Genomic DNA, 17565 nt, shown 5'->3' with positions numbered 1-17565 from the left:
TTTATACTGAAAGTGTTGGAATTTAAACAAGTGTTCCTGAGAGGAACATTTTATTTGCTGTTTAGTAATTTCAATGATGACAGAAGTATGACAAGTATAATTATGTTTATATATTTATAAATAAAGATAAGCATCTCTGATTGTTGAGATACTTATTTTAGGTTATTTTTATCTTGTATTAGCTTATCTACTAGACTGGAGATTAAGTCTAGGCAATCATCGTTTAGTAGGTTTATTTTATTGGATAACGAAGGGATATCTTTAAATTTATTCTTAATAAATTGTTTGTGTATCTTCTTTTCAGCCTTTTCTACTATATCATATTCTTCATTACTACCAACCATAAATTTATTATTATCCAAAAAATGTATTTCGTTATATTTATTAAAATCTTTCTTTGCTTTATCTTTAAATCCAAGAAAACTGTAAAGTTCTCCCCTATTTAAGTATGCTTGAGAAAAATTCTGGTCTAAACTAATTGCATTATTATAATCATCTAATGCTTCTTCAAATCTATTTAATAGAGTATACATAAAAGCTCTTGACATATACAGATTTTTAGTAAAAAAATCATCATAAATATTACAAATAGTGTACAGATTCATTTCTAAGGAGTAAGACTCCAAAGAATTTTTTATTTTCTTTTTTTGCATTGATGTTAATGGAACATATTCATTTTGTATTATTTTTATGTCATAAATATCTTCTAGACTTAAAATATTAAAATTTATAATAATATATGTAGATGTGTCTAGAGCTACAGCTAATTTTTCAAGTATATCTAGACTCGGAGTTCTTTCTTCTCTTTCATAATTACCTAATGCAACTCTTGATATACCAGCCTTCTTTGCTAATTGTTCTTGTGTCATTCTTCTATCTAGTCTAAATGTTTTTATATTTTCTCCAACACTCATATTATCAGCTCCTTTTTCATAAGTGTAGCATATATGACAACAAATGTATATGTTTTGTTGTCATTTTGAAATAGTGCTATTATACTAAACTAAGATAACAAAAAGTATATGAATGTTATTATGTATTGTCTTGATTTTAAGTATAATATTATCTTTAGGTTAATAGAAAGATTTTGTTTAGATATATATTGAGGAAGATATGAGCTATTTATATGCTTTTTTAGGTTGAATATTAAAAATATGTGAAATTGCTGAAATAAAAAAGAAGAATGTATTTTAATCATTCTCTTTCTTATTGTTAAATATATTAATTATATTAATGATTGCTTCCAATTCATTATTATTTAATTTCTGAGATTCTGAATATAATTTTTTTATAAGAACATCTTTTTGTTTAGATTTTATTGTTTCATTTATGGATTCATTAGTTATAATTTCATCTTCTCGAATAGATGATAATCCAGCTATAGTTGCATTAACTGAGTAGTTCGTCTCAGAAAACCCTAAAAGATAATCAGTGGTAACATTAAAATATTGTGCTAATTTTATTAATGTAGATTGGTCTGCAAATCTTCTACCTTGTTCATACATACCTATTGTGCTTGCAGAAATACCTATCTCTTTACCTAATTCAGATTGTTTTAATTTTTTTTTAAGCCTTAATTCTTTCAATCTTTCTCCAAACATGATATCACTCCTTTCTTGTATTATACCACAAAAAAGGTGATATATAATATATTAAATCTTGACAACACAAAACGAATGATATATGATATAAATTAATCACACGAAAGAGGTTATTAAACAACTAAATGTGTTAAACAAAAAAAGATTCTACAAACTTTGGCGAGCAGTAGAACCTTTAATTAGATTGATATAATAATCAATAACACTAATTTTATTATATCAGTCTCTTAATAAAAATTCAAATAAAAAGGGAGATGTGTGTATGAGTAATGAAAAAAGAAATGAAGTGTTCACAAATGAACAATTGGGTACAAGTGTTAGAACGATAAACTTCGAAGATGGAAGTATAGGTATTAATGCTGAAGATACCGCAATAGGTTTTGGATGGTATCAACAAAAAAATAATAAAATATATCCTAAATGGGAAAGAATGAATGGATTTATAACTGAAATGGGGTTTTCTCCACTTGTGGGGAAAGATGATTACATACCAGAGTCACTTTTCTATATGTTAGGAATGAAAGCTAAAAATGAAGCAGCATTAAAATTTCAAAAATGGTTAGCTACAGATGTAATACCAACTATTCGTAAACATGGAGCATATCTAACTGACACAAAGATAGAAGAAATACTATCTAATCCAGACACAATTATTAAATTAGCAACTGACCTAAAAGAAGAGAGAGAAAAGAGAAAAGCTTTAGAAGTAACAAATAATAAACAACAACAAATCATAGGTGAACTTAAACCAAAAGCAGATTATACAGACTTGATACTTAGAAATAAAGGATTGGTAACTATAACTCAGATAGCTAAAGATTATGGAATGAGTGGTAAAGCTATGAATAAGAAACTACATGAATTAGGAATTCAATTCAAACAGAGTGGACAATGGTTATTATATAGTGATTATCAAAGTAAAGGATATACTCATTCTGAAACAATAGATATTGTAAAGGTTGATGGAACTCCCGACATTAAAATGAATACTAAATGGACTCAAAAAGGAAGATTGATGATATATAAGAAATTAAAATCTATTGGAGTATTACCTATTATAGAACTTGAAGAAGTTTGTTAGGTGAATGATATGAGAGATGAATTGAAAAGATTAATTGATTTATTGGATGATGGAGTTGTGGGTATAGTGTATTCTTTTGTAGCTGTATTTTTCAAGTAATTATATGGAAGGTAATTTAGAATAGAACTAGATTTAGTTAAATATATTGTTAAATAGTATGTATTATATATGTTAAAGTACTTTTATCTATAAATTAGTACTTTAACATACTTAAAATATACTTAAATATGTATAAGACAACTTAAATATGTTAATATATAAAATAAAGAATAAATTGTTTTTATATATTATAATAAATGTTTAATGAATGGAAGTGATAAAATGAATAGATTATTGGCAGAACAAGTTTTTAAGCCAGGTGCTTTTCCAGAATATACATATGTATCAAGAAAATCAACTGATTTAGGTATAGACTATGAACTTAGACTAAGACAAGCCTTAAAGGTTTCTGGTTATTTGACTTCTATAATTGGCCCATCTAAGATGGGTAAGACTGTTTTATGTGAAAAAGTTATAGCTTTAGAAAATCTTATAGAAATGTCGGGAGTAGATTTTAAAGATAGCGAAGATTTTTGGAACATTATAGGAGTGAAAGTGGGTTTATCTGTTAGCGGAGAATTTGGAGAGGTAAACCTAAAGGGAAATATGGAATCAAAAAAAGAAATTAATAAATCTGAAAAATTTGTATTAAATAAAGACAGAGTAATCAAATATTTTAAAGATAATGGACTAGTATTAGTGCTTGATGATTTTCATTATGCTTCAGAAGATGTTCAAATACATATAGCTCAGCAATTGAAAGATGCTATAAGAAAAGAGTTTAAAGCAATAGTAATATCACTTCCTCATAGAGCAGATGATGCTATAAGAAAAAATGCAGATTTGACAGGTAGGATTAACTCAATAAATATAGAACCTTGGAAGGAATCAGAGCTAGAACAAATTGCAATAAAAGGATTTCGAGAACTGGGTATAAATATTAAAAATGATATATCCAGAAAGATATCTATAGAAAGTTTAACTTCTCCTCAATTAATGCAGTATATATGTTTAAGCATATGCACATTAATAGATTCAGATGCAGGAAATATTAAAGAAGTGCCAGAAGATGTTTTGGAAATAGCATATAAGTTTACAACTATAAATCTAAATTATAATGATGTTGTAAAAATACTAAAGGAAGGCCCTAATCCAAGAGGAAATAAGAGAAAGTTGTATAAAACTAATATAGATAAAGAACTAGATATATATGGATTAATAGTAGAATCTATAAGGAAAAATCCTCCTTTAGTTGGATTAACATTAGATGAACTTAAAAGAAGAATAGATGATTTAATTATATGTGATATAAAAAAACCAGATAAAAAAACCATTAGAGAATCACTTAATAAAATACAAAACATTATAACTGAAAAGGATGGTATTTATAAAGTACTAGAATGGAAGGATAATGTAGTTCATATTTTAGACCCATTATTTTTATTTTATCTGAGATGGGGAACATATTAATTAGAATGGGGTAAATTAAATTGAGTCAAAAAGTAGAATTAATTTCAAACTTACTTAATGAATTAGAAGCAATGAGTGATATAAGACTAATTAAAGAGTATATAGACAATATAGATATTTTAAATATTCCTTTTAGACAAACTGAAAAATCTGATATTGATAGATTATTGATGTATCAAGAAAATGATTTTTCTAATATGGCTACTAGAAAAAGTATCTTATCTGCTAAGTCTAGGTTAATAACTTACTTAAGGTCATTGTTAAATAACATTGAAAATAAAACTAATTTAAGTAATATGGGTGTATTTACTGAAGATGTCGCCAAAATGATTATAAGAAATGTGCTGAGTAATTTTTATATGCATCTATATGAAATGTATGAAGCTAATACTCATGGGAAGGCACATATAACTAAAGATAAATTAAATGATATAAAAATAGGAAACGAATATGATGTTCAAAGGATTTTATATTCACTTATAAAACCTATTTTTCCAGACTCAAGGGTAGAAGTCAGTGATGATACAGGAAATGCATCTATTAGATATGATATATTCATAGAGCAGTATGACTTAGTTATAGAAGTTAAGTGTTCTAGAGAATCTATGACTGAGAAGAAGTTAACAGAAGAAATAGGCTCAGATGGATTTCACTATAACTATAGGAACATATTTTTCTTTATATATGATAAAAATAGAGTTATAAAAAATAAAGTGGCATTTGTTAATACATATACTAGATGTGATGAAAATAAAAATATAGAAACAATAGTTATTCAACCTATAAATCTATAAATCAATTTAGGGTATTTTCATTTAAATCTACATGATAGACTACATAGAGGTGATTTAGGATAAAAGGAAGGTAATTTAGGTTACCTTCCTTTTGGAGAAGGTGAGATTATGGTTAAAGATGTTAAGTTGAATAAGGGTATGTGTAGAGATGAAGTTAATAGGTTGTTGAAGGAACATGATGTTGATTTAGAGCTGGTTGATGAAATATATGGTGGGAATAACTTTAATCATAAATGGAAATGTGAATGTGGAAATATAATAGCAAAAAGAACTTGGCAGACTATAAAAGGCAAAGGTGCTTTAAGATGTATTAAATGTAAATATAATAAGATGAAAGATAAACATAAAATAGAAGTCGAGAAAGATTCTGGATATAAATACATAAACAGTTATTTTAAAGGAGATATCCTACCTAAAGGAGATATAGCTAATGCAGTTTATGTTGAGATAAGACATAAGTATTGTGGAAGTGTATATACTGTTGTTGCAAACTCTTTTATAAATGAAAATCAAAGATGTGGAAATTGTTGCAGAAAATATGAAAACAGTTTTGCATATTATATTGAAAAAGAGCTAGGTGAAGGGTTAGATAAATATTGGGATTTTGAAAAAAATACAGTGAATCCTTATTATATATGGAAAAATAATACAACTAATGATGTATGGATAAAATGTATAAAAGTAGAATATCATGATAGTTATAAAACTATAGCTCATAGTTTTACACAAGGATATAGATGTTCTTATTGTCATCCAACATTTAATAACAAACAAAATCATCCTAAAGATTCTTTTGCTCAATATCATATAGATAATACAGATAAGAATTTTATAGAAAAGTATTGGAGTAAAAAAAATAAAATCAATCCTTGGAAAATTAGGCCTCGTAGTGAAGAGAAGATATGGATTAAATGTCAGAACAAAGATTATCATGGTAGTTATAATGTAGATTGTGATAGCTTTACTAGAGGAGGTAGATGTCCTTATTGTAATCCTAGAATACTGAAGAATATTCATTTTAAAGATTCGTTTGGATATAATAACTTAGATAAAGTATTAATTTCATGGCATCCTGATAATAAAATTTCACCATTTAAAATTGCACAAAATACACATAAAAAATATAAGTTTATATGTCATGAATGTGGTAATGTGTTTAAAAAACAAGTTGTAAATATTACTCAAAGAGGAGATTGGTGTCCAATATGTTCAATGAGTAAAGGAGAAAAAAGAATTAAAGAATGGTTGATTAATAATGATGTAACGTATATATATGATGAAGAATATTTTATGGAATTAAAAGGTATAAATGATGGAGTATTAAGACCTGATTTTATATTACCAAAATTAAATATATGGATAGAGTATAATGGTGAATTTCATGATGGGAGCTTAACTAATTCATACCAAACTGAGGAGCAATATAAACAACAACAAGAGCATGATAAAAGAAAAAGAGAGTATGCTAAAAATAATGGATATAAGCTATTAGAAATATGGTATTGGGATTTTGATAATATAGAAGAAATATTAGATAGAGAAATAAGAAGTCTGCTTTAAGTAGACTTCTTATTTGTAGTATAAATTTTCCTTTAGACTTGATATAATTGAAGTATCAGAGTATAGGGGGAGATATTATGTTTAAGAGATTGTTATTGATTTTAATGATTGGTTTGTTAGGATTTGGGGTTGTTGGATGTAGTGATAGTAAAGAAGATACAAATGAAGATATTTATTACTCAGAAAAAATGCATGATAATCCAAATGAAAATGCTTTTAAGGATGGAATAGCAAGAGTTAAGCTAAATGGGAAATATGGATATATAGATAAAAAAGGTAATACTGTAATAGAACCAGAATTTGATTATCTTGGATATTTTTTCGATGGATTAGCTGTTTGTCAATTTGGAACTGGAGATAATGAAAAATATGGATATATAAATGAAAAGGGAGACATAGTTGTTAATCCTCAATATGATTTAGCATTAGATTTTAGTGAAGGATTAGCTAAAATTAAATTAGATGGAAAAGATAAGTATATAGATACAAAAGGTGATATTGTAATAGATATTAAAAATGAGCAAAGTTTTTCATTTAGCAATGGATTAGCTAGAGTTCGAGTAAATAATAAATACGGTTTTATAAATAAAGAAGGTAAGTTTGTGATAGAACCTAAATATGAGTCAGCAGAAAATTTTTATGAAGATTTAGCTGCCGTAAAAATAAACGATAAAGAAGGTTGTATTGATAAAGAAGGAAATTTTATAATAGAACTGAAGTATGACTCTTTAATGAGTTTTTATGGTGGTTTAGCTTCTGCATACAAAGAGGGTTCATACTTTACTATAGATAAAAATGAAAATGTCATTTCAAAAGAGTCATTACGAAGACCATATACTAAATCAGAGAATTTATTTGTATTTCAAAGTAAAAACAATAAATATGGAGCAATAAATAGAGAAGGAAAAGTAATTATTAAGCCTCAATTTCAAAAATTATATAATTTCAGTGAAGATTTAGCGGTAGTTAATATTGGAGATAAATATGGATATATAGATAAAACAGGTAAGATAGTTATTAAACCTCAATTTGAAAGTGCATGTGCGTTTAAAGAAGGATTGGCATTTGTATGTATAAATGATAAATGGGGAGTTATAAACAAGAATGGTGAAATAGTTATTAAACCTAAATATGAAGATATAGTTAAAATCTATAGTTAAATTATTAAGGCAGTCAATTGACTGCCTTTTTTTATGCAGAAAAGGAGTGTGATTTAATGTCGGAGTTTAAAATTAGAACCAGTATAGAGCTAGATGATTCTAAAGCTAAAAAACAAATGGCAACTTTGCAAGAATCAACCAAAGGAAAACCTATTAAATTAGATGTACAGATGAATACTTCATCTTTAAATAATTTAAAACAATTGGAAGCAGTATTAACTAAAATTAATGCTTTAAGCACAAAAACTCAAAATAGTTTATTCGGAGGAAAGTCATTTAATAATTCTGGTATAAGTAAAGCTTCTAGCCAATTTGCTAAATTACAAAGAGATGCTACAAATTTACAAAGTAAATTAGCTTCATTAGGAAAATCTGGGTATGTAGATACATCTAAATTAAAAGCATTATCAAGTGATTTAAAGAAAATACAAAATTTAAATTTTAAAAATATGAATAGTAGTGGAATGAACGCTGCTATATCGGGAATGGAATCATTAAAAAATAAATATAAAGAATTAGAATCAGCTACCAAACAATCTAAATTCAATGCTAAATTTGATATAAATACATCAAAAGCACAAGCTGATTTAGATAGATTAAGACAAAAGGCATTAGAATTAGGTCAATCAACTTCTGGAATTGATAAGCTTGAAGCTAAATTAAAAGAACTTTCTAATTTACCAATGGATAAAAAGGCCAATGAATTAGCTAGAATAAAGTCACAAATAAGTGGTATGAAATCTAGTTTTTCTGGATTAAATTCCAGCCTAAAAACTACAAATGGGTTCTTCCAAAATTTATATTCTAGTATGAGTACCTTTACGCTTGGAAACATGATTGGTATGGGCATGATGAGTTTTGCTAGAAATATAAAGACAACAATTGTGGAGTTAGATAGTAGTTTTAGAGATTTGATGAAAGTTGCTCCAGATAATTTTCGAGGAACAACAGAGGATTTAAATTCACTTAGAGACTCAGCTATTGAAGCTGGAATAAGTGTTGCTCGTTCAAGTACAGACATAATACAAGGAACTGCAAAAGCACTTCAAACTGGTATAAAAGATGTAAATGATGCGATGGAATATGCTACAAAATCAGCACAATTTGCAAATGTTTCAGATTTATCACAGGAAGATTCCAATACATATTTAACATCAATAATGTCAGCATATGGTGGTGTAGCTAATAGTTTAAAACCTCTTCGTACTGAATTACAAGGTGCAGGAAAAGATTACAATAATCTAACAAAGTTCTCAGACCTTGCCAATTATGCAGGAAATAATTTTGCTGTCACAACTGGAGATATAGGTTCAGCATTACAAAGAAGTGCAAGTGTATTAGCTGGATTTGGAACTTCAATGGAAGATTCAATTGCATTAGTAGTTGGAATGCAGGAAAGTACACAAAATGCAGAAAAGACAGGTTAACAAATAGCCCTTTTACATAGCAATATGTAATCGAATCGAGAATATGCTGGAAAGCCCTTAGAGCCTTGATTAGTAAATATATTTGGAAACTTGTATATTATCTTAAAATATCAAGGATTGGGTAATCAGCAGAGATAGACCTAAGTTAATATTAATAAGGTAAGCTCTCAACGACTACCAATCGACATCCTTATGGGATGATGGTATAGTCTATTCCCTTAATAAATATCTGGAAACAGAGGGTATAAAAGACAGCTTTAAAAAGTATTGCAGTGAACCTAGCGGGAGTAAAGGCTTCAGCCAAAGAAGGAACTTTAGAAGCTAATAAAACAAATAAAGCCTTCAAACAACTAGCAAATATAGATATTTGGAATAAACAGACTGGTGAAATAAAAGGAACAATGGATGTTCTAGGGGAGCTAAATACAAAGTGGAAAGACCTTAATGATGACCAAAGAAATGGTATCGCTGAGGCAGCAGCTAAACTTTTGGCGTGTTAAACAGAAATGTTTAATATTATAAGGGGGCAAAATCGGTGAAGGCTGAGATGTTAACACCGAGGTAAATTGAAGAATTAAAAAACTTTAATCACCGTAACGCATAGGAAATGAACCTATGCTATTTTTATGTTTAAAATAGTATAGAATAGAATTTTCCCACGAGTGTCCTCCATCTTAACAGATAGTGCTGAAGATGAAAATATATGCTGAACTTGCATGAATAAGAAATGTAAGAACATAAGGATAAAAAGCCTTATGGATAACAAAATTGGGAAAATATCACATAAATAGTTTTGTTGCTTTAATGAACAACTGGAAAAACGTTATAGCTTATCAGGAACAGTATAAACAGGGGTTAATGGTAGGTTCAAGTGACAAGGAAAATAAAAGATTCGTAGATAGTGCAGAAGGGAAGATGATACAACTATCTGAAGGATTAAAGAAATTAGTAACAACAACAATATCTACTGATATGTTTAAAGGAGTATTAGATGTTGCTATTTCCTTTGTAAATGTTTTAGATAAAATTGTCAGTGGATTTGAAAAAATAGGAATGAGTATTCCTTTGGCTGTAGGTACAATTGGTGGACTATTTGCAACGATTAAAGGATTAGGCACAACAGGAGCAATACCTAATTACTTTGCCAACACTATGAATAAATTAATACCAATAGATACTAAAGATACTGAAAAAGCTATAAAATCATATGTTAATTCTCAAGCCAAATTAAATAATTATCAAAAACAAGGTTTATTGCCAATTGTTAATTACAATAAAGAATTGGGAAAAATGTCAAATAGTTATAACAAACTTTCCGCTAATACTGAAAGAGTAATATCTTCAAATAATAAAATGAATCAATCTTCAGTAAAAGGGGTTAAGGCTAGTAAAGAAACTGCTAATGCTATGAAAGAAAATGCACGTTCTCTCTATATGATAAATTCAGCCTCTAAAGATGTTAATAAACTTAATAATGATACTAAAAGAAATTTACCAGTTGTCAATTATAATAAAGAGACAGGAAAAATGGTAAATGACTACAATAAATTATATATTAGTGGTCAAAAAGTTGCTTCAGTAAATAATAAAGTAAATGAATCTTCAATGAAGGGAATTAAGGCTAGTAAAGAAACTGCCAATTCAATGAAACAAAGTGCCGAAGCTATGAAACAAAATGCTGATGCGAGAAAAGAAAGTATTCGTTCGCTTTATGCAGTCAATTCAGCATCTAAAAAAACAGGTGAAAGTGCTAATTCAGCTTCAAAAGGTGTAAATGAACTTAATGACGGAATGAAAAGAAGTATGGTTGGTAGTTTACTTGCAAATACAGGTGTAACTTTATTAAATGGTGCATTTTTAGGACTTGCAACAGCAGGTATATCTACCGCTGTAAAGATGATAGATGAATACGTCCGTAGAAATGAAATAGCTAAGGAACAAGCAGAAGAAAGAATTCAAGTTGCTCAAGATGAAATAAATGGATATAAAAGTCAAAAAGATGGTCTAAAAAGTATTCAAAAAGAATATGACACATTGTATAATAAGTCAAATAAGACCCCAGAAGAATTAGAAAGGTATAAAACATTAACAAAAGAAATAGCAGAACTGATGCCTGAACTGGTTGTAGGAAATGATAGTGATGGAAACGCTATTTTAAATATGCGTGGAGATGTTAGTGACTTAATTTCTGATTTAGATGAAGCTATAGCTAGAAAAGAAGCTCTAATGGCTGGTGATAAAGAAGAGGCTGGTAAAATTGCATTAGACGAATTAAATGAGAAGGATACTGGAAAAGTTAGAAAACAAGGTGTCAATGGATTCTTTGACCAAGTAGTTAATTATAAAGATGCAAAAGAGAAACTTGCAGGTATTCAAAATGAAACGAATTCAAAAATTGTAGAGACTGAATCAAAGATGAATAAAGCTCTCTTAATGGCTCAAACTGGAAACGATGGACAGAGAGAAAAGGCATTAGCAGAATACCAGAAATATTATGAAGAAAGACAAAAAATAGTTGATAGTGGAGAAAGTGAATATCAAAGTAAACTTAATGAAATTCAGAAAAAATCAAATGAAGCAGGAGTAGGAATATTTGCTGGTATAAAATCTGATATTTCATTTTCTGATTTTACTTCAAAAATTCAAAGTGAAATACTATCTCTTCAAGGTTCATTAGATTTTTCTGATTTTACAAGAGAGGAATTTCCAAAAGTACAAAATGCAATAATGGCATTGGGTTCATCTGGAATTGATTTATCAAATTTTAAAAAATCATTAGATGAAACAAATAAAGCTTTTCAAAGTGGCCAAATTAGTGTTGGAGATTATAATAAAAAGATAGATGAATTAGCTAAATTAGCATCTGATGGTACTGGTTATGATGTTGACTTTTGGAAAGACATGCTTGATGGAATAACGCAGGGTTCATATGAAGCTTCAAGAGGAGTAGAATCTTTTTTAAAATCTTTTAATAAAACAGATAATGATTTAAGAAATGGCGACTCTATGGCTAAAACACTTAAACGTCAATTTGAGGCTGTCAATAATACTTTAGAAGACATGATGAGTCCAAATCTAACAAAAGATATGGTTGAAAAGTATTCTCAAAATAAAGACCTTCCAAAAGAAATCAGTAAGATGTTAAGTGAATTTTCTATAAATGGAATTACTGGTGATGAACAAGCCTTTGCAATAAAAGTAATGTATGCTTTTCAACAAGGAGATACTAAAGAAGCAAGGCAAACATTAGAAGCAATAAATAAGGAATTAGATGCTAAAGGTTTAGGTACAATAGATATAGATGCTTTATTTAATGATAAAGAAGCTGTTGAAGAAATAGGAGCTTTTGAAGCTAGATTAAATCAATTTAAAGATAAAGATATTGCTATTAAAATAAAGGATAATACTAATATAAAATCTGTTAAAGAATTAGATATTCTTGATGAGCAATTAAACAAATTTAAAGATAAAGATACTAAATTAAATTTTATAGCTGATTGTGGTCAAGCATTTGAAGGTGTTAATTCTTTAGATGAAGCTATAAAAAATATTCCACTTAAAAATCTTGTAAAATATGATATAGATGTTAGTAATGATAAAAAACTTCAACAAATGAAAAATGACTATGAGTCCTTACCTAAAGATGCAAAATATATAATTGATACTGAAGTCATTGGTCAAGAACACATAGGCAAAGTCAAAGATATGATAGAAAAACTTCCTACAAATAGAGAAATGACTCTCAAATTTATTGAAGAAAATAAAGATGTAATTGAAGATGCGAAAGACTATCAGGATATTCTTGATAATCTTGCTAAAAATCCTGATGTAGCATTGAAATATGGAATAAAAATAGAAGGTATAAAAGAGTTTGAAAAAGTAAAAGGATTATTTGATAGTATAACAGATAAGAATTTACAGAAAAAATTTGCAAATTTCTCTATACAGTATCCAGATAATATTGATGTTATAAAATCTTTATTTGATAATGCACCATCTGGTAAAAAAGAAGCCACTTTAAGTTTCATGATAGAAAATGCAGATAAGCTTCAAATGGTGCAAGAATTATTTGATAAAGCTCCAGACGAGCAAAAGGAAGCTGTTATTAATTTTATTGTAAATAATTTAGATAAACTAAAAGAAGCAGGTAGCTTACAAGAATTAATAAATAGTTTACCTCCAGAAATAAAGAAACAGTTAGGAATAGAAGTTGAAGGAGGAGAAAATGCAGAAAAAACTGTTAATACAGTTCAAAATGCAGATGGAACTAAGGCTGACCTTTTAGTAAATGCAGAAGTAAATGGAGAGTCACAAGTAGTTGAATGCATAGAAACATTAGATAAAAATGGAAATAAGACATATACTCCTAATTTAAATCCTCAAGTTAATAATAGTGAAAAAGTTGTTCAATGCATGAGAATATTAGATGAATATGGAAATGAATCCTATATTCCAATTGTAAAACCTGAAGTAAGCAATAAAGAAGAGTTAGATAGTACTAAACAAAAAATGGATGAGTTAAATGGTAAAACGGCTACTCCAACTGTTGATGTAAAAACTGAGGGTAAAGAAGAAGCAGAACAAACTGCTGAATTTATACAAGGTATATCACCTATAAAAGTTGTAGAACTTTCTTTAAACAATCAAGGAAAAGATGAATTAGACAGTACTAAACAAAAAATGGATGAGCTTAATAGTGAAAAAGTTGAACCAGTTGTAGGAGCTATTGGATTAGAAGATACTGCAAGTAAAATAGCATCATTAGGACAACAAGCCAAAGAGTTTGGTCAGAATAACTATAATATAAATCTTAATGCAGAAACTTCTCAAGGTGCAAAAAATATATCAGGGCTTATAGCTAGAGTAAAAGAATATTTATCATTAAAAGTATCTACACTTGTATTTAAAACAGAAACCGCACAAGCTGCAAAAAATGTATCTGGATTATTAGCCAAAGTACAAAGTTACGTAAACAGATATGGTGGAAAGACTATTACAACTAGATTTAATGCATATACAGCACAAGCTGCACAAAATATTAGTGGTTTAATGAGGAAGATAGAATCATTTAAAGCAAATTATGCAGGAAAAACATTCACTACTACATTTGTAACTAATAAAGTAACAAATACTTCAGGTGGTGGAGGAAACAATAATTCAGATAAGAATAATACTGAACATACCTCTGTTACTGGTGGGACTCCAATCCCAGCCAATCTATCAGTTCAACCTAGAACACTTTCAGAACCAGTTCCCATAAGTGAAGAAACTCCTGTAACAAAGCCATCCTTATTCTCAAGAGCATTATCAAGAGCCGCAGCACCAATAAAAGCTCTTAAAACATTAACTCAAGACACTCCAATAGATAAAAATTTTGATGCCATTATAAAATATGAGATAGAGTTATTTAAAGAATTAGAGAACCAACTTTCAAAAGTAACAAATGAATTGTCTTTGTTAGATAAACAAATGAAAAATGCTACTAATGAACAGAAACTCAATTATCTTAAAAAGCAAAATGAACTATATAAAGAGCAGGAAAGACTTTTAAATAGAAAAGAAGCTCTTACAAAAGATGAAGCAAATAGATTTAAAAAGGTATTGAGTGACAAAGGTTTCAAGTTTAATTCTGATGGCAACATGACAAATTATGAAGAGTTATCTATAAAAAAAGAAAAAGAATTAGCTAAACTTGAAGCAGAGGCAAATAAAGAGAAAGCATCTGATAAGACTAAGAAGAAATATGAAGATGCTAAAAAAGCTTGGGATGAAACTAAGAAATATCGTGATGAATATTTAGATATCATGTTTACTGAACTACCAAAAGTAGTTGAAGAAAAACAAGAAGTAGTAAATGCTACAAAAGATATAGAAAAAGCAGAGCGAGATTTAAGAAATGAGGCTTGGAAGCTACACAAAGAATCTGAATGGACATCTATGAATAGAGATGTTGAAGAAGTTAATAATCAACTTGAATTGTTAGATGTACTGATGGGTAGTGCTTTTGGAGTTAAAAAAAATGATTTACTTCAACAAAAACTAGATTTATTAGAAAAACAGAAAAAAGAAATGAGTGAAACTACGGCTTACATGAAACAAAGTCAAAATGAAATAAAGGGTAAACTTCAAGGTTTTGGATTTCAATTTAGAGATGATGGTACAATAACTAACTACATTCAACAACTAGACAAGTTATTCCAAAGTAATGATAACTTTGATGAAGCGAAAGAATTAGTTGATGCATACCTAGATTTAATGATGGATAAAATTCCTGACGCTGAAAAAGAAATGGCTAAGTTAGATGCTACAATTAAAGCAGCATTAAAAGAAAAGTTAGAAACTACTAAAGAAATAGAAGATGAGATAACTAAAGTTTATGAAAAGCAAATTGAAGAACGTAAGAAACAGATAGATGATGAGCTTAAAAAACGTCTTGATGCACTTAATAAAGAAAAAGAAGCCTACAATAAAGCTAGAGATAAAGCAGATTATCAGCGTGATTATGATGATAAATCAAAAGAAATAGAGGAACTTCAAAAGAAATTAGATATTGCTGAAAGAGATAGTTCACTATCAGGACAAAAGAAAGTACAGGAATTAAGAAAAGAATTAGAAGAGGCTAAGAGAGCATTAGAAGATTTAGTTCAAGACCAGATTGATAAAGATGTAAATGATATGTATGATGATGAAAGTGATAGACTCCAAGATGAAGCAGATAAGGCTAAAGAAGATTTGGATAATAAGTATACTAAAGAAGAATTAGCTAGATTAATCAAAGAAGCATTAAATACAGGATTATTTACAGACATAAATGGTGAGGTTCATGATTTACAGCAAACATTGCTTGATTTTGCTGATAAGTATGGTGATGGATTAGGGGCTACAGGGGCTATTATAAAAAGTGAATTAGTTGGTAACCTTGAAATTGCTAAAAAAGTAATGGAGGATATGTTAGATATTCAAGATAAATTAGGTGTTGGTGAATATAGTAATTATTCAGTACCTAGAGGTCGTAGTTATCAACCTCAACAATCTAATCAAAATCAATTTAATTACAATGCTCCATTAGTTAGTGTACAAGGTACTATGAATAGGGATATATTAAAAGAAGTAGAAAAAATGATTAAAAAATCTCAAGATGAACTTGCTAAAGAAATAGTAAGAAAAACTAAATATTAAAATATTATGGCTTTTTATTTTAAAAAAGTTATTTAATTAGAATAATGACAACATTGACAGTTGTGACAATATTGGAGTATAATTATGATATAAATGATATAAAATTTATATCATAAAGACAAAAAGAGACTACAAACTATTTGCAGTAGGGTGTAGTTCTTGAAGTTAACAATAAAAAAAATAATAGATTTATGTATTACTTTCAGAATCACTAGACCCTCCAGTCTGGTGATTCTTTAGTTTTCTAATAGATGCTTTCAAATTTAAGATTGCATCTATCAGCTTTGTCAAATGATTTATTATTCTCGTAATCATAATTATCATTATTAAAAATAAAACTAAGTACTCCATAGTCTCACCCCCTTTCCTGGGGATTTTAACTAAAGAGCCATCACCCTAATAGTCTAAACTGTAGTCTCTAAAATCATTATACCATAATTTACCACCATGTTGAATTTAATATTATATTGACTACGGCAGTAGAATAAAGATATAATATAAATAACAGAAGATTAAAAATATTTTACATAAAAATTAACTACTTACTTTAAGCCACCTTACACAAGTGGCTATTTTCTTGTATAAAATAAATTATTATAGTTAAATTTATATATATATTTATATATAAATTAATTAGTAAAGATTAATATTTGTGTTACAATTTATATATACTATTAGGAGGTGTTATTATTTTAAACAATAGAGATTTACTGATGGCTAACATGTTGAATACTATAGTTCCTATTTCTCGATTCAACAAAGGAGAAGCTAATAAGATATTTGATGAAGTAAAACAATCTGGAAGTAAAATTGTTGTGAAAAACAATGTTCCAACTTGTGTCTTGATTACACCTGAAAAATATGAAGAGATGATAAATGTTATAGAAGATTACAAACTTCTTCTTGAAGCAGAAAAAAGAATGAATAATATAAATGAAGAGGGTTTAATATCTCAAAGTGAGATTATGAAATATTTAGATATTAGAGAAAAAGACCTTGAAAATGTTGAGGTGAATTTTGAATAATGAAATAGAATATTTTTTATACAAAAGATTCTCATAAAGATTTTGAAAAATCAGACAATTCTTAAAGAAAACAAGTTTTAAAAGCAATTGAAAAAGTTTCTTACAATCCTCTACCTAGTCCTGATGGATAGGGAAAGCCATTAGGCAATAAAGGGAATAATAATCCTACAAATTGTTTTAAAATAAAATTAAGAGGTATTGGAATAAGAGTAGTTTATAATTTAGTAAT

General features: G+C 28.2%; 12 protein-coding genes. 9 read left to right on the top strand and 3 right to left on the bottom strand.

Going from position 1 to position 17565, the window contains the following annotated elements; genetic code table 11:
* Nucleotides 1-152: 152 nt before the first annotated feature.
* Nucleotides 153-914, bottom strand: coding sequence for a helix-turn-helix domain-containing protein (locus ACTG48_RS21595; RefSeq protein WP_479918848.1), 762 nt, complete (start codon nt 912-914; stop codon nt 153-155).
* Between the two features lie 276 nt (nt 915-1190).
* A complete protein-coding gene (locus tag ACTG48_RS21590; protein ID WP_479918847.1) occupies nt 1191-1601 on the bottom strand; it encodes a helix-turn-helix domain-containing protein in 411 nt (136 codons plus the stop codon).
* A 262-nt stretch (nt 1602-1863) separates the two neighbouring features.
* Between ACTG48_RS21590 and ACTG48_RS21585 the strand changes: the two genes are divergently transcribed.
* From ACTG48_RS21585 to ACTG48_RS21550, 8 genes are all read left to right on the top strand, one after another.
* A complete protein-coding gene (locus ACTG48_RS21585; protein WP_479918846.1) occupies nt 1864-2682 on the top strand; it encodes a phage antirepressor in 819 nt (272 codons plus the stop codon).
* Between the two features lie 303 nt (nt 2683-2985).
* Nucleotides 2986-4191: a hypothetical protein gene (locus tag ACTG48_RS21580; protein WP_479918845.1), complete on the top strand. Its 1206-nt coding sequence runs from the start codon at nt 2986-2988 to the stop codon at nt 4189-4191.
* 20 nt (nt 4192-4211) lie between these two features.
* Nucleotides 4212-4985 carry a PD-(D/E)XK nuclease domain-containing protein gene (locus tag ACTG48_RS21575; RefSeq protein WP_479918844.1) on the top strand — a complete coding sequence of 258 codons (774 nt, stop codon included), beginning with the start codon at nt 4212-4214 and terminating at the stop codon, nt 4983-4985.
* 108 nt (nt 4986-5093) lie between these two features.
* Nucleotides 5094-6545, top strand: coding sequence for a zinc-ribbon domain-containing protein (locus tag ACTG48_RS21570; RefSeq protein WP_479918843.1), 1452 nt, complete (start codon nt 5094-5096; stop codon nt 6543-6545).
* Nucleotides 6546-6622: 77 nt separating this feature from the next.
* Nucleotides 6623-7705: a WG repeat-containing protein gene (locus ACTG48_RS21565; RefSeq protein WP_479918842.1), complete on the top strand. Its 1083-nt coding sequence runs from the start codon at nt 6623-6625 to the stop codon at nt 7703-7705.
* 56 nt (nt 7706-7761) lie between these two features.
* Entirely contained in the window at nt 7762-9132 is a 1371-nt protein-coding gene (locus ACTG48_RS21560; protein ID WP_479918841.1) for a phage tail tape measure protein, read from the top strand.
* Between the two features lie 272 nt (nt 9133-9404).
* Entirely contained in the window at nt 9405-9632 is a 228-nt protein-coding gene (locus ACTG48_RS21555; protein WP_159067237.1) for a hypothetical protein, read from the top strand.
* Nucleotides 9633-9900: 268 nt separating this feature from the next.
* Nucleotides 9901-16311 carry a hypothetical protein gene (locus ACTG48_RS21550; protein ID WP_479918840.1) on the top strand — a complete coding sequence of 2137 codons (6411 nt, stop codon included), beginning with the start codon at nt 9901-9903 and terminating at the stop codon, nt 16309-16311.
* A gap of 189 nt (nt 16312-16500) precedes the next feature.
* Here the strand turns inward: ACTG48_RS21550 and ACTG48_RS21545 are convergent, their stop codons facing one another.
* Nucleotides 16501-16662, bottom strand: a complete 162-nt coding sequence (locus tag ACTG48_RS21545; RefSeq protein WP_018112694.1) for a hypothetical protein — start codon at nt 16660-16662, stop codon at nt 16501-16503.
* A 362-nt stretch (nt 16663-17024) separates the two neighbouring features.
* Here ACTG48_RS21545 and ACTG48_RS21540 point away from each other — a divergent pair, with 362 nt between their 5' ends.
* Nucleotides 17025-17336, top strand: coding sequence for a type II toxin-antitoxin system Phd/YefM family antitoxin (locus tag ACTG48_RS21540; RefSeq protein ID WP_479918839.1), 312 nt, complete (start codon nt 17025-17027; stop codon nt 17334-17336).
* Nucleotides 17337-17565 lie beyond the last annotated feature (229 nt).

The sequence above is a fragment of the Clostridioides sp. LIBA-6822 genome, from assembly GCF_056688955.1.
The sequence above is the reverse complement of the archived record's forward strand: the minus strand, read 5'-3'. Positions and strand labels throughout refer to the sequence as shown.